The organism is Salinivibrio proteolyticus (genome assembly GCF_001996165.1).
GTDB lineage: Bacteria > Pseudomonadota > Gammaproteobacteria > Enterobacterales > Vibrionaceae > Salinivibrio > Salinivibrio proteolyticus.
Genome location: NZ_MUFP01000022.1, coordinates 12,880 through 26,779 on the forward strand (window position 1 = coordinate 12,880; position 13,900 = coordinate 26,779).

General features: G+C 48.8%; 13 protein-coding genes. 7 read left to right on the top strand and 6 right to left on the bottom strand.

Translation table 11 applies throughout. From position 1 onward, the window contains the following. Positions 1 to 11: 11 nt before the first annotated feature. From BZJ19_RS14605 to BZJ19_RS14625, 5 genes are all read right to left on the bottom strand, one after another. On the bottom strand, positions 12 to 1,154 hold the full coding sequence (locus BZJ19_RS14605) for an MFS transporter (protein WP_077676181.1): 1,143 nt from the start codon (positions 1,152 to 1,154) through the stop codon (positions 12 to 14). Beyond that, complete coding sequence (locus BZJ19_RS14610) at positions 1,147 to 2,694, bottom strand: ABC-F family ATP-binding cassette domain-containing protein (RefSeq protein WP_077676182.1); 1,548 nt, start codon at positions 2,692 to 2,694, stop codon at positions 1,147 to 1,149. Before BZJ19_RS14610 ends, BZJ19_RS14605 begins: the two co-directional genes overlap by 8 nt. Positions 2,695 to 3,061: 367 nt before the next feature. Beyond that, positions 3,062 to 4,234, bottom strand: coding sequence for a GGDEF domain-containing protein (locus tag BZJ19_RS14615; RefSeq protein ID WP_077676183.1), 1,173 nt, complete (start codon positions 4,232 to 4,234; stop codon positions 3,062 to 3,064). A 151-nt stretch (positions 4,235 to 4,385) separates the two neighbouring features. Beyond that, positions 4,386 to 4,667, bottom strand: a complete 282-nt coding sequence (gene ppiC / locus BZJ19_RS14620; protein WP_077676184.1) for a peptidylprolyl isomerase PpiC — start codon at positions 4,665 to 4,667, stop codon at positions 4,386 to 4,388. Positions 4,668 to 4,740: 73 nt separating this feature from the next. Beyond that, positions 4,741 to 5,208, bottom strand: coding sequence for an HIT family protein (locus tag BZJ19_RS14625; protein WP_102136145.1), 468 nt, complete (start codon positions 5,206 to 5,208; stop codon positions 4,741 to 4,743). Positions 5,209 to 5,715: 507 nt separating this feature from the next. Here BZJ19_RS14625 and BZJ19_RS14630 point away from each other — a divergent pair. From BZJ19_RS14630 to BZJ19_RS14645, 4 genes are read left to right on the top strand one after another with little or no spacing between them, the layout of a single operon-like run. Beyond that, positions 5,716 to 6,738 carry a TRAP transporter substrate-binding protein gene (locus BZJ19_RS14630; RefSeq protein ID WP_069588397.1) on the top strand — a complete coding sequence of 341 codons (1,023 nt, stop codon included), beginning with the start codon at positions 5,716 to 5,718 and terminating at the stop codon, positions 6,736 to 6,738. 57 nt (positions 6,739 to 6,795) lie between these two features. Continuing rightward, on the top strand, positions 6,796 to 7,371 hold the full coding sequence (locus BZJ19_RS14635; RefSeq protein WP_069588399.1) for a TRAP transporter small permease: 576 nt from the start codon (positions 6,796 to 6,798) through the stop codon (positions 7,369 to 7,371). 12 nt (positions 7,372 to 7,383) lie between these two features. Further along, entirely contained in the window at positions 7,384 to 8,667 is a 1,284-nt protein-coding gene (locus BZJ19_RS14640) for a TRAP transporter large permease (protein ID WP_069588401.1), read from the top strand. Between the two features lie 21 nt (positions 8,668 to 8,688). Then, entirely contained in the window at positions 8,689 to 9,129 is a 441-nt protein-coding gene (locus BZJ19_RS14645) for a universal stress protein (protein WP_077457664.1), read from the top strand. A 103-nt stretch (positions 9,130 to 9,232) separates the two neighbouring features. On the opposite strand, the gene nhaD is transcribed toward BZJ19_RS14645, so the two are convergent. Next, positions 9,233 to 10,663: a sodium:proton antiporter NhaD gene (nhaD, locus tag BZJ19_RS14650; protein WP_077676186.1), complete on the bottom strand. Its 1,431-nt coding sequence runs from the start codon at positions 10,661 to 10,663 to the stop codon at positions 9,233 to 9,235. 507 nt (positions 10,664 to 11,170) lie between these two features. On the opposite strand from nhaD, the gene BZJ19_RS14655 reads away from it, so the two are divergent. Genes BZJ19_RS14655 through BZJ19_RS14665 form a run of 3 tightly spaced genes read left to right on the top strand, consistent with a single transcriptional unit; the run spans position 11,171 to position 13,867 of the window. Beyond that, on the top strand, positions 11,171 to 12,139 hold the full coding sequence (locus tag BZJ19_RS14655) for an ABC transporter substrate binding protein (protein ID WP_077676187.1): 969 nt from the start codon (positions 11,171 to 11,173) through the stop codon (positions 12,137 to 12,139). A 25-nt stretch (positions 12,140 to 12,164) separates the two neighbouring features. Beyond that, positions 12,165 to 13,076 carry an ABC transporter permease gene (locus BZJ19_RS14660; protein WP_077676188.1) on the top strand — a complete coding sequence of 304 codons (912 nt, stop codon included), beginning with the start codon at positions 12,165 to 12,167 and terminating at the stop codon, positions 13,074 to 13,076. After that, positions 13,073 to 13,867: an ABC transporter ATP-binding protein gene (locus BZJ19_RS14665; protein ID WP_077676189.1), complete on the top strand. Its 795-nt coding sequence runs from the start codon at positions 13,073 to 13,075 to the stop codon at positions 13,865 to 13,867. The genes BZJ19_RS14660 and BZJ19_RS14665 overlap by 4 nt, the downstream gene beginning before the upstream one ends. Positions 13,868 to 13,900: the final 33 nt, after the last annotated feature.

Sequence of the window (13,900 nt, forward strand, 5' to 3'; positions counted from 1 at the left end):
ATTTTAAAGAGCTATTTAAACACAGGGCGCAATGCCACGATTGCAGTTAAAAATAGGCAGGTAGACAACAGTGCCACCCAACTCGAACCATATGTATAAGCCAACCCTGCGAGGCCGGACCAAATAGCCACACCTAAATGCATCATACTCATGCCCATAGCCATCAGAGCACCCCGATGTTGAACCGATAGCTCAGCGATATAACTTTGCAACGCTGGAGAGCCTACGCCACCAGCTAGCGACCAACAAATCAATACAGGGATGAACAGCACAATATTGGCAGCAGGCAGAGAAAACACCCAGACACTACTGAGCAAACACACCACAAGTGCAGCACGCATAGATACACGTCCATTACCCAAGCGTCTAACAACTCTGGACATGAGTAAATTACCAATAACACTCACAATACCTAGGCCAGCATATGTCACTCCGACCCAAGCAATATCCAATTCAGTCGCGTCACGTAAACGTTGTCCCAGTAAGTTGAATACGCCAATACCTCCTCCCAAGCCAACTCCCATCGCGACTAACGCACCAAGCGTTCCAGGTACTTGCAGAAGATGCACAAAACCCAACGGTTCTGGGGTACTCTTACGTCTTGCATAATGGCTATGACGATGTGTACAAAGCAGACATCCAAGCACCAAAGCCATAACACCCAACGCAATGAATGCGAACCGCCACGAAATCAAGTCCGTCAATAAAGCACCAATAGCGGGACTCGTGATCATTCCTAATGTTAACCCTGCTTGCACAAAGGCAATATGCTTCATCGCTCGATCATGAGGTTGATCCCCTGCAATAGCAAAGGCGATGGGAAGCATCCCTGCGCTCGCTAATCCGGTAATTACTCGTGTTACCAAGCCGATATCGAACTGATTCACTAGCCCAGTGGAGATTGACGCTACCCCAAACAGGAAACAAGCGGGTCTCATTATGCTCATTCGACCGTATCGGTCTGAAAGTCGCCCTAGATATGGCGCAACAATTGCGATACTAACGCTATACGCCGTGACAAAAAGCGTGACACGCTCTGGTGGTACGCCCAAATCGTGTCCGATAGGCTGAAGAATAGGGCCTAGTAACAACTCATCAGCCCCGACTAAAAACGCAGTACAAAAGAGCAGTGCCAATATAAACTTACTAGCCATTGCATTTCTCCAGCTTCGCCATATCGATCACCTTATCCGGCCAATGCTCAATAAATTGTGGCTCGTGAGAAACCACAATTACGGTGCCTGCATACGCTTTAAGGGCGTGCTGCAACGCCATTTTTGCATCGGCATCAAGATGTGTAGTGGGCTCATCCAACACCAGTACATTGGTTGCCATCACGGCTAAACAACAAAGCTTTACTTTGGTTTGCTCACCCCCACTGAGTGTATGCAATGGCCGCACCGCCTTGTTACCACTAAGACCAAATTCGGCCAGCTTCTGGCGCGCGGTTTTATCTGTAAGCATTTGACCCACTCCACAAACGGCCTGAACCGGAGAGCTTTCCGGAAAGCGCCATTGTAAGCCTTGCTCAAAATATCCCCACTGTATACCGTTTGCCGTGTCAATGTGGCCCCGTAGTGCAGGGAGATCCCCCAATAAGGTTTTTAACAATGTCGATTTGCCCAAGCCATTGAAGCCAATAATCGCGACTTTTTCGCCCCGTTGAATCTGAAGTGACAACGGCGGCAAAAGCGGCGTTCGATAGCCAATCTGCAACCCCTTGGCGGCCAATACATGTTGCGACCGTAATGGTTTGTATTGGAACGCAAAGCTTACCGGCTCACGCATCTGTTTTTTTTCAATCGGCACCATTTTCGCAAGCTGTTTCTTGCGCCCTTTGGCAATACGCGCATTCACACCTGCGCCGTTCTTGCGAATATACGTGGCCAACTTATCCATTTTTTTCTGCTGAGCGACGTATTGTTTGTGCTGTGTTTCACTTTGCTGCGCCTTTTGTGCCATCGCTTGCTGATACGATCCTTTGTATTTGCGTATCTTGCTCTGGTCGATATCAACAATCGCCGTCGTGATCGAATCAAGGAAAGCCTCATCATGCGACACCACCATAAAGGTACCCGTATAGTGATTAAGGAAGTCTGCCAACCAAGCAACATGCTCAGCGTCTAGGAAGTTCGTCGGCTCGTCGAGTAACATCACTTCGGCTTGTTCAAGCAGTAATTTTGCCAACATCACTTTATGCCGTTGACCGCCACTCAACTGACCCATTGCAGTTTGCATGCCCAACGGGGCGATACCAAGCCCAGCCGCTACCTGTTCAATACGATGAGAGATACGGTAAAAATCTTGTGCCTCTAATTGGCTTTGCAGTCGTGCCGCTTTGGCAAGCACCGCGTCTGACGTGTCCGCCGACATCGATGCGTAGATAGCATTTAACGCTCGCTCAACCTCAACAAGATCGCGATATGCCAACGCCATAAAGTCATAGATAGACAGTATTGGGTCGATCGTTAAATGCTGGTCTAAATAACCGACTTGGATATTCGGTTGCCAAACAATCTCGCCACTATCCGGCAGCAGCTCCCCTTGTAGCATTTTCAACAGGGTACTTTTCCCCACACCGTTCGCACCCGTCACGCCAACATGTTCACCATGATGAAGCACCACGCTCGCACCTTGGTACAACACTTTTTCCTCAATTTGAAAACAGATGTTTTCAATCACTAATAAACTCATGTTTCTTTTCCATAAAAAAAGGCCGGTAACAAGTACCGGCCTTTCGTCATCATTAAAATGAATGCATTCTGCTGTGATTAGAATGCAAAAAGGCCGGTGATGGAGCATCACCGGCCTTACTCTCTATCGCGTCTTTACATCAGATACTGAGAACCCTACGCAGATGGCGTATGACAATACCTGATGAAGATTTGATGTTAAGCTCCGAGCAACACTTCATCGTGTATTTGCGCGAAGCCCAGCCTTCTTACGAAGTTCTTAAATAGGATATAAGCCATAATAGAGAGTCGAATATCAACATGAGCGACGAAGAGTAATAAACCGAGCAGGCGAAGTCAATCCTATACACAGCCTTGATACACTCATATCAAGCGATATTAGGTATATGTTCTGCGTCATGAGGGACGCTTTCCAGTGCCGAGACGTACACTTTAAAGGTATTTTTTCCATCATGCTTCGCCTGATAAAGCGCATCATCGGCTTGGGCCAACAAACCGTCTATATCCATCGCCTCGGAAGTCGTCGTCACTCCTATGCTGCCTGACAACCTTATTTCAAGTTCAGCGCGACTGTTTTGAACGGCGCGGAGCAATTCGGCCGATATTTGCTGCGCACGAGCACCGTCGCAGTAAGGTAGCACGACCGCAAACTCTTCTCCTCCTAAGCGTCCGACAATACCATGGTCATCAATCACTTGTTCGAACACATCAGCACACTGAATCAATACTTTATCACCAACAGAATGGCCAAATGAGTCATTAATGGTTTTAAAGTCATCCAAGTCGATCATCAATACACTGAGAGGGAAAGCGGCAGTCTCAACGCGCCGTTTCGCTTTAGCCAAAAACGCACGTCGATTTAACAGCCCCGTTAAACTGTCTCGGGTCGCCTCACGATGAAGCTTTTCGTGAACGCGCTCTAATTTATACAAGAAGATAATCAGGGTATTGATCACGCTGTAAGCGATGCCCGATAAAATCAGTCCCGCTTGCAACAGTGACGTGCCAAGCAGCTGCGTAAACAGATCAGGATAGAAGTGTGTAAACGACGCCCTGCCTATGTAAGCCACACTGAATCCGCCCATTACCATTATTAGCCAACGCTTTAAACGCTGACCGCCGGTGTTTGTACTCCTCACAATGGTTCGCGTCATCAAAGCAAGCTGCATACTGACAATTAAACTGGCGTAAACCACGCGGCTCCCGATATCATCAAGATGCGATGCCATCAATACCACCGAGAGCACGACGGGCAGCGCCAACTGCCAACGCGGTATATCGCGGGCAAAGACTTGCCCCAGCGCCCAATGGCTGCCAGAAAAGGCTACCATCACACACGCATTGTAAAAGACGATCCCCAGATAAGGGTGAAGGTGTGGTCGGGCAAATAAGAAAAGATTGCTAAACCCATGGATAAACAAAGACACCGCCCATCCATTAATCCCGGGCTCTTTACGGTTTTGCACCAACAAAAACGCGGCAAGCAACCATTGAATCGCTGTGAGCGTGATCAGTAATGTAGGTGCATCAAGTTCAAACATAAGGTGGACATTATTCAAGGCATGATTTTACTGTACCACTTTCTCAGTGGCGGCTTGGGGCAATCGATGTGCGCAATATCAATTTCTATGCGTTAACTTTTATGACAGTTTCAGTCACCTAGCGCTTATCGCAAGGGTTAACGCACAAGGATTAGTTGCGATATAACACTTTAATAATATGCCAACCAAATTTGGTTTTTATTGGCCCAAGAGGACGCAATAATTCGCCATTGAATACCGCTTTGTCGAAAGAGGGAGCCATATCGCCGCGACGAAATTCGCCCAGATCACCACCGCGTTTTCCCGATGGGCATTGCGAGTATTTTTTCGCCAACGTTTGAAAGTTCGCACCTTGTTTAAGCTGAGCGAGAATTGTTGCCGCTTGCGTTTTATCTTTCACCAGTATGTGCAACGCCGCTGCTTTCTTGGCCATGATGCCACCCTATTTGCCACAAAAGCCCGCGATTATACCGAATCCAGTCATTAAAGGGGACTGAATTTTACCTCTATGAGCCGTCCATATGCTTACCGTGCATTCGCCACCTTCGTTGCCACTCCGCTAACTGCTGAACACGTTTCTTACCACCCAATGGGTTAATAAATCGCGTCATCAGTCGCCAGTAAAAATGCAGACTGTCTCCTTTGCGTCGCGGGATCATATGAATATGAACATGAGGAATGTGTTGCCCAGCGTCGCGGCCATTATTCACCACCAAGGTGTAATCACTCACATCATCCATCACGTCAAACATCCGCTTGCCGATTTGATGCGCAAATTGAAACAACTCGGTATGTTCTTGCGCACAGAGTTGCTCAAGGTGCGAGGCGTGACTGCGGCTCAAAATCAAGATATGGCCTTCGGTGATGGGATAGATATCGAGAATTGCCTTAAATCCGTGGCGCTCTGCCACACTGAAATGTTCAAGTTGATTGCTGTGGATCTCGCACATGATGCACGACTTATTGTTTAGCAAAACTGGCTCCTGTTACGTCGTGAAGTGGCTCAACATCACGTGCATAAACCAAGCTAAAAAAACAGCACTAATTTATTAGTGCTGAAATCATTTACGTTCAAAAATCAATCTTGTCGGCAGTTATTCATTTGGCATTGCGGCTATATTTTTTGTTTGAAAAATTACCGCCACGGTATCCGCCTTACTCTCACACCACCATAAATCTCTGAATAAATCTGGTTTTCTTCGGTTATTCGCTGTGATTTTGCGCTGAAATTTTCTCTTGTAGTGTAAAAACAAGATCTCAGTCACAGTGCAAACACGCCAAAATTCATCTGACTTTAATAATTACAGCTCTGACGTTTAAGCTGGTGAAATAGTCTGCCTGATGGTCAAAAAAATCGGCAGATGCTTCCACGGGTATAGGAGAGACAGGCACAAAGTGCCAACTCGTCAAGTGAGAAAAAGAGCTTAATCACACTCTCGTTAACCACGAGTGAAAGCTAAACCACATATCGGAGGGACACGATGTCCATTTATAGCCATCTTAAGCAATTGACTGCGGTTTCATGCGTTGCTGCTGCGCTTGGCTTTTCAGCCCTAGCCAGCGCCGATACTTGGCGCTATGCGCACGAAGAGTATGAAGGTGACGTACAAGACGTGTATGCACACAAGTTTAAGGAATACATCGAAGATAACTCTGAACACTCTTTGCAAATCTATCGCTTCGGCGAGCTGGGTGAGTCTGATGACATCATGGAGCAAACCCAAGCCGGTATTCTTCAATTTGTTAACCAATCACCGGGCTTTACTGGCTCATTGATCCCAGAGGCACAAATTTTCTTCATCCCTTATCTGATGCCAACCAACATGGAAACCGTGATTGAGTTCTTCCGTCAGAGCAAGGCAGTGAATGAGGATTTCCCGAAACTGTATGAAGAGCAAGGCCTTGAGCTACTCAAGATGTACCCTGAAGGCGAAATGGTGATGACGGCGGACGAGCCTGTGACTGAGCCAGCCGATCTGAAAGGTAAGAAGATCCGCGTCATGACTAACCCATTGCTTTCATCAACCTATGAAGCCTTTGGCGCGACACCAACGCCACTGCCATGGGGTGAAGTATACGGCGCACTCCAAACCAATATGATCCAAGGCCAGGAAAACCCGATTTTCTGGATTGAATCAGGCGGCTTGTACGAAGTATCGCCGAACCTGATCTTCACACACCACGGTTGGTTTACCACTGCCTCCATGGCAAACAAAGACTTCTTTGATGGGTTGTCGAAAGACGATCAAGCCATGATCCGCGACGCAGCTGATTATGCCTTCAATGAAACGGTGAAACATATCCGTGGCCTTGCTGAGAAGTCATTGGAGAAAATTCAGGCGTCGAGTGACGACGTGACTGTCACACGCCTGACGGATGAGCAAATCGCTAAGTTCAAAGCACGTGCACCTCAGGTTGAAGAAACCTTCTATGAAATGACCGGCGAAAGCGGCAAAGCCCTTCTTAATCAATTTAAGAAAGATCTCGAAGCCGTTACTAACTAGTTGTCAGTTGTTCAGGCACCGCGCCTTGCGGTGCCTGTTTATTTTGAGGAATACGTAATGACCGATTCCGACTCTCTCACTTATCACTCAGAGCTTCCCGGCCTTCTTGGTAAATTGGACACCCTGATCTGCAAAATCGAGTCTTTTATGCTCGCCGCAGGCGTGCTCTTAATGGCGCTCAATACCTGCGTGAACGTTGTGGCGCGTTTTGGCTTTGGTCAAGGGCTGTTCTTTTCCGGTGAGATAAACCGCATTCTGATCATTCTGATCACGTTCGCGGGGATTGGCTATGCCGCTCGTCATGGTCGACATATTCGTATGTCTGCCCTTTACGATACCCTGCCGTTTAAGGGACGTAAGATCCTAATGATCACTATCGCGTTAGTAACTGGTTTGATTATGCTGGTTCTCGCATATTTTTCTTATCAATACATCGTTTCGGTATACGACCGAGGCCGTATTTTGCCCGCCCTCGGTTTTGAAATTTGGTGGATCTATATCTGGGTTCCCCTTGGATTTGTCATCACAGGGATCCAATACGGGCTAACCGTTTATAAAAATCTAACCGCTCCAGATGTTTACCTCTCCGCCGGCGTGCTTGACGGTTACGCTGAGACTGAAAGTGAAGTTTAAATAGGCACTCTTATGGCCCTGACTTTAATGTTCATCATGATCGTCTTGCTCGTGCTTGGCTTTCCGATGATGATTCCCCTTACGGCTGCCGCCTTAACTGGTTTTTACATGATGTTTGGTGGCGTCGGTCAAATGGATACCTTTATCCAACAAGTGTTAGGCGGCATCCGCCCAGCGTCTTTGATTGCTGTACCCATGTTTATCCTTGCTGCAGACATTATGACTCGTGGTCAATCGGCTTCACGCTTGATTGATATGGTCATGACGTTTATCGGCCATATTCGTGGCGGCTTAGCCATCAGTACGGCGACCTCGTGTACGCTGTTCGGCGCCGTTTCGGGTTCCACCCAAGCGACCGTGGTCGCGGTGGGTTCAGCTTTACGTCCTAAATTATTGCGCGCCGGATACAGCGACTCTTTCTCACTCGCGCTGATTATTAACTCGAGTGACATCGCCTTTTTGATCCCGCCAAGTATCGGGATGATCATCTATGGGGTGATCTCCGAAACCTCGATTGCCGAGCTATTCATCGCGGGGATTGGCCCTGGTTTGATGATTCTGTGCTTTTTCTCTTTGTACTGCCTCTATTACGCGACGGTCAATAAAGTGCCGACTGAGCCAAAGGCCACATGGAAAGAGCGTATGCAGGCTACCCGGAAAGCACTTTGGCCACTGATGTTCCCATTAATTATTGTGGGGGGGATTTATGGCGGTGTGTTTAGTCCCACCGAGGCGGCTGCCGTGTGTGTGCTGTATGCGATGATTTTGGAGTTTGGAGTATTCCGATCATTAAGCAGTCGAGATGTCTTTACCATCGCGCGCTCAACCGGCCTTATCACTGCAGTGGTTTTCATTTTGGTGGGGGTCGGTAATGGGTTCTCTTGGATTATCTCATTTGCACAAATCCCTCAAACCATTCTAGAAGCTGTCGGGATTAGCCAAATGGGCCCTATGGGTGTCCTTGCCTCAATTTCTATCGCTTTCTTCGTCGCCTGTATGTTTGTAGACCCCATTGTGGTTATCTTGGTGTTAACGCCTATATTTGCACCTGCGATAGAAGCCACTAGTCTTGATCCTGTACATGTGGGGATAGTGATCACCTTGCAAGTCGCGATTGGTTCAGCAACACCACCCTTTGGCTGCGATATTTTTACCGCGATTGCGATTTTCAAAAAACCCTATTGGGAAGTTATCCGTGGGACAGGCCCTTTTATTGCGATGCTGCTTCTCTCCGCCGCACTGCTGGTGATGTTCCCTCAGATTGCGTTATTCCTGCGTGATATCGCGTTTGGATAACCTAACAACAGGAGTAACTGGATGTTTAAACGAATACTCGTTGCGGTTGATGGCTCTTTTTCAGCCTTGAACGCATTGGATAAAGCGCTAGAAATTCAACAACTCACCGGTGCAGAGTTGTATCTTTTGTGTGTGTTTAAGCATCACAGTTTGTTTGAGGCATCGCTATCGATGGTGCGCCCTGATCGATTACAAATCCCAGATCAAACCTTAAGCGAATACGCGCGTAACATCGTCGAGCAAGCCAAACAACATGCACTTGAAAATGGCGGCGAAAATGTACGTGGTTTTGTAAAAGGCGGTCGCCCCTCTAAAACCATCATTAAGTTTGCCAAAAGCAAAGAGGTAGATTTGATTGTGATGGGGGCACACGGAACACATTCAGATAAAGACGGCATGTTCCTTGGCAGTGTGTCACATCGCGTGGCTGGACGCGCCCACTGCCCCACGATGGTCGTCTAACGCCGTGATGGCTTTTGCTTCACTACACGGCAAAATCCCTTACGCTAAACAGCAAAACGCCGCTATTGACTAGCGGCGTTTTTATATGGTGCCAACTTATCAGCTACTGAATATGAAAGTAGTGGCTATTAAGCACCAAATGCACAGCGATAGAGGCGATATACCCCAACATAATGACAGGTGCCCACTTCAAATGACCAAAGAAGGTGTATTTGCCGTGCGCTTGTCCCATCAATGCCACCCCTGCGGCTGACCCCAAGGAGAGCAAGCTGCCGCCAACACCGGCCGTTAATGTCACCAGCAACCAGTTTCCGTGCGACATTTCTGGGCTCATCGTTAATACTGCGAACATCACAGGAATATTATCGACCACCGCGGATAACACCCCAACCAAGCTATTCGCCCAGATAGGATCCCACTGCAGATACATGACGTTTGAGACCATGGTGAGGTAACCAATCAAGCTGAGTCCCCCGACACACATCACGACCCCATAGAAGAAAAGCAAGGTATCCCACTCCGCGTGCGAGATGCGACGAAACACATCAAAAGGCACCACTGAGCCTAGGCGACGTAATGCCGCTTCGTCATTCTTCGCTTCCGCAATCGCACGCTTACGTGCCAATGAGCGCGGCAGGGTACGACGCAAGTAAAAGCCAAAGAACTGTAGATACGCGAGGCCCATCATCATACCCATCACCGGTGGGAAGTGAATAAAGCCATGGAACGCAACCGCAGTGGCAATGGTGAGTAAAAACAACACCATAATACGACGCGCGCCACGTTTAAGCTCGACGTGCTCTTGCATCACATCCGGCTGAGTCCGTGGGATGAACAGTGACATAATAAAAGCGGGGATCACATAGTTGACCACAGATGGAATGAACAAGGCACCAAACTCAGTAAAGGTCACTTTGCCCGCCTGCCAAACCATCAGTGTAGTGATATCACCAAAGGGACTGAAGGCGCCCCCTGCGTTCGCAGCAACCACAATATTGATACACGCGAGGTTCACAAAGCGAGGGTTGTCACCGCCGATTTTTAGCACAATCGTACACATCAATAGTGCCGTTGTGAGGTTATCTGCAATGGGGGAGATAAAGAAGGAAAGTACCCCAGTGATCCAGAATAAGGTGCGTAAATCATAGCCTTTGCTTAAAATCCACGCTTTTAAGCCATCAAATAGGCGCCTTTCTTCCATCGCGGAAATATAGGTCATCGCCACCAGCAAGAATAGCAGTAGCTCTGCATACTCAAGGAGGTTGTGCTCAAGCGCTGCATGCGCGGGGGCCATGTCTCCCCATTGTGAGTACGCGTATCCGATTAGCAACCAGATTAACCCCGCCGCTAATAGCACGGGCTTTGACTTTCGCAAGTGAAGCTTTTCTTCTAGCATCACCAAGCTGTAAGCCACCGCAAAAATGGCTAAAGAGGCATAGCCTACCCAGTTCTGGGTTAAATCCAGTCCTTGTCCTGTCGTAGCGGCAAACGCACTCGGCGAAACTACCGCCAGTGCCGCAACCAAACGCTTCATCCTTGAGCCTCCAAGTATTGATTACCTAACTTTTCTATATTGCATAAAAAAACCGACCTAATCGGCCGTGTTGTCTAAAACCCTATATCGACGAGGGATAAATGCCAGTGAACGCCCTGTCGTGACACGATTCTCAGCCTCAAAAAAGACCTCAAACAGCGTACGCTTTTGCACTCAACGGGTTTTAATAATCGTTTGTTTTGCTCATTTGCCGAGCAGCAGCACAAAAGCAAACATAATATTAACAAATATGGCGTGAACGTCTATCTTTAAGCGAGGTGAATCGGCAAAAAAGAGATGACATTACTTACTGCCAAGCTTAATAATATCAACTTACTAGTCGGCATACGCTGTCATCGTCAGCAAAAAACGACTAAGTTTGAATAAAAAGCAAATAAATTCAATTGCTATAAAAACAAAACCAACTTTTTAACTAACAAACAACATCGCAACCCAACATCCTTGGTCGCCATCCATGGTACGCATGATTAGAAGAAGGGAGTCACCATGAAAACACCTAAAATCGCCACACTGGCCTGCGCCGCCGCGCTGTCTGTTGGCGTCTCTGTGACGGCACTGGCAGAAACCGCGACGGTTGCGGTTTCCCAGATTGTCGAGCACCCTGCGCTTGATGCCGCGCGAAACGGCTTACTCGATGGGTTAAAAGCCAAAGGATATACGCCGGGTGAAAATCTAGATTTTAAATATCAAACAGCGCAAGGTAACCCGGCTATTGCTGTTCAAATCGCTCGTCAATATGTTGGCGAACAACCTGATGTGCTGGTTGGGATTGCGACACCTTCCGCACAAGCACTGGCAGCAGCAACCAAAGATATCCCAGTTATTTTTACCGCTGTTACCGATCCTGTGGGAGCGAAGCTGGTTAAGAATATGGACGCTCCGAGTGGCAACGTAACTGGTCTGTCTGATCTCTCTCCGGTCGCTCAACACGTTGCATTGGCTAAAGAGTTACTCCCCGAGCTCACCACCATTGGGGTGGTTTACAATCCAGGGGAAGCCAATGCCGTCACCTTAGTCGAATTACTCCGTGAAGCTGCCAGTGCTCAAGGCATTAAGGTTGTGGAAGGCACAGCGCTAAAAAGTGCAGATGTTCAATCTGCTGCACAAGTTGTGGCCACCCAAGCGGATGTGATTTATGCGCCAACCGATAATACCGTTGCCAGCGCGATCGATGGTCTTGTCGCAGCGGCTAATTCTGCTGATACCCCAGTGATTGGTGGGTCAACATCGTATATCCCTAACGGCGCCGTGGTGGCGCTCGGCTTTGATTACTACTCCGTTGGTGTACAAACGTCCGATTATGTTGCCGCGATACTGGAAGGGAAACCCGTGTCTTCACTGCCGGCCAAAGTCGCGCTCGGCTCTGACTTAGCCGTTAATCGTGCAGCAGCCAATCGACTCGGCATCACGGTTCCCGACACAATTTTGGATCGTGCCGCGCGTATTCAAGACTAGTCAGTATCAGTCTTAGGAGTAGTGAATGACTGCCATTGCTTTTTTTGGCACCTTGGAAGTAGGCCTTATCTATGGCTTGGTCGCCTTAGGGGTTTATCTGACGTTCCGGGTGCTTGATTTTCCCGATCTTACCGTTGATGGCAGCTTCCCGATGGGCGCTGCGGTGGCGGCCACACTTATCGTCGCAGGCTACAACCCTTGGTTTGCTACCGCAGTAGCTATTCTGGCCGGTGGGCTCACTGGCTTGGTGACTGCGTTTTTGACGGTGAAGTGCGGCATTCTCAATCTGCTCTCGAGCATTTTGACGATGATTGCCGCTTTTTCGATCAATATTCGTATTATGGGTCGGCCGAATATCGCCTTGTTGGGTGAGGAAACCATTCTTACCCCATTCGAACAGCTGGGTATCGCACCTGTCTATCTGCGCCCGCTCGTGGTCGGTGTTTTGGTGATTATCAGTGGTTTGTTGGTGATTCGCTTACTCGCCAGTGATTTTGGTCTCGGCCTGCGCGCCACTGGGGTGAACCCTCGAATGGTTAAGGCGCAGGGCGGCAGTACCGCCATGTATACCTATTTTGGCTTAGCCTTATCCAACGCCTTTGTCGGCTTTGCTGGGGCGCTATTTGCACAAACCAATAGTTTTGCCGATGTTACCTCGGGGGTCGGCACCATTGTAGTTGGCCTTGCCGCTGTGATTTTAGGCCAAACACTGATACCGGGCCGCAAAGTGTGGGTGGCTGTGGTTGCCGTTATTGTCGGTTCGATTCTCTACCGTCTTGCCGTCGCCTTTGCGCTATCCAGTGGTATGTTTGGCTTGCAAGCCTCGGACCTCAACCTGGTTACCGCCGTACTGGTCGCCGTCGCGCTTATCGCGCCGAAAATGCGTCAGCAGTATCAAAAATCAAAACGCGCCAAGCAGGCAGAGGTGTCGGAATGATTTCATTAGCCAATATTCAAGTAACCTTTAATCCCGGTACTGTGCTTGAAAATCGCGCCTTACGTGGCGTAAGCCTGACGATTCCAGAAAAAGAGTTTGTCACCATTATCGGCTCTAATGGCGCAGGCAAATCAACACTGCTCGGAGCGGTGACGGGCGAGACGCCAATGATTGGCGGAAGCGTCAATATTGATGGCGTCGATGTGACCAAGAAAGCCGTTCATGAACGCGCTACCCTCGCTGCCCGCGTGTTTCAAGATCCGCTGGCAGGCACCTGTGCCTCGCTGACCATTGAAGAAAACCTTGCACTGGCTTATCGTCGCGGTAAAGGGCGTGGTTGGACACGTGCGCTCGGTGACAAACGCCGCAAGCTCTTTCAAGAAAGGATCGCGATTTTAGGTTTAGGCCTTGAAGACAGGTTGAGCGACAGTATTGGTTTGCTCTCCGGTGGCCAACGCCAAGCGGTCAGTTTGGTCATGGCGACCTTGTCTGAAAGCAAACTCTTGTTGCTGGATGAGCACACCGCCGCGCTCGACCCCCGCATGGCTGCGTTCGTGATTGATTTGACCAAAACCATCGTCAATGAGTTTAGCCTTACTGCGATGATGGTCACGCACTCCATGAAAGATGCCCTTGCCTGTGGCGACCGCACCGTGATGCTACACCAAGGAAACATTGTGCTTGATGTGCATGGTGATGAGCGCAAAAACATGGATGTGCCGCACCTGCTTGAGATGTTCAATAAAGTGCGCGGCGAGACACTGGCAGACGACAGTTTGCTTCTCAGTTAACTCACCTCCCAAGCCACAAGGCGCCCTCTTGGC

Bases quoted from the DNA above. Each gene is read 5' to 3' on its own strand.
- BZJ19_RS14605 (WP_077676181.1), bottom strand. From the start codon at position 1,154: ATGGCTAGTAAGTTTATATTGGCACTGCTCTTTTGTACTGCGTTTTTA.
- BZJ19_RS14610 (WP_077676182.1), bottom strand. From the start codon at position 2,694: ATGAGTTTATTAGTGATTGAAAACATCTGTTTTCAAATTGAGGAAAAA.
- BZJ19_RS14615 (WP_077676183.1), bottom strand. From the start codon at position 4,234: ATGTTTGAACTTGATGCACCTACATTACTGATCACGCTCACAGCGATT.
- ppiC (WP_077676184.1), bottom strand. From the start codon at position 4,667: ATGGCCAAGAAAGCAGCGGCGTTGCACATACTGGTGAAAGATAAAACG.
- BZJ19_RS14630 (WP_069588397.1), top strand. From the start codon at position 5,716: ATGTCCATTTATAGCCATCTTAAGCAATTGACTGCGGTTTCATGCGTT.
- BZJ19_RS14635 (WP_069588399.1), top strand. From the start codon at position 6,796: ATGACCGATTCCGACTCTCTCACTTATCACTCAGAGCTTCCCGGCCTT.
- BZJ19_RS14640 (WP_069588401.1), top strand. From the start codon at position 7,384: ATGGCCCTGACTTTAATGTTCATCATGATCGTCTTGCTCGTGCTTGGC.
- BZJ19_RS14645 (WP_077457664.1), top strand. From the start codon at position 8,689: ATGTTTAAACGAATACTCGTTGCGGTTGATGGCTCTTTTTCAGCCTTG.
- nhaD (WP_077676186.1), bottom strand. From the start codon at position 10,663: ATGAAGCGTTTGGTTGCGGCACTGGCGGTAGTTTCGCCGAGTGCGTTT.
- BZJ19_RS14655 (WP_077676187.1), top strand. From the start codon at position 11,171: ATGAAAACACCTAAAATCGCCACACTGGCCTGCGCCGCCGCGCTGTCT.
- BZJ19_RS14660 (WP_077676188.1), top strand. From the start codon at position 12,165: ATGACTGCCATTGCTTTTTTTGGCACCTTGGAAGTAGGCCTTATCTAT.
- BZJ19_RS14665 (WP_077676189.1), top strand. From the start codon at position 13,073: ATGATTTCATTAGCCAATATTCAAGTAACCTTTAATCCCGGTACTGTG.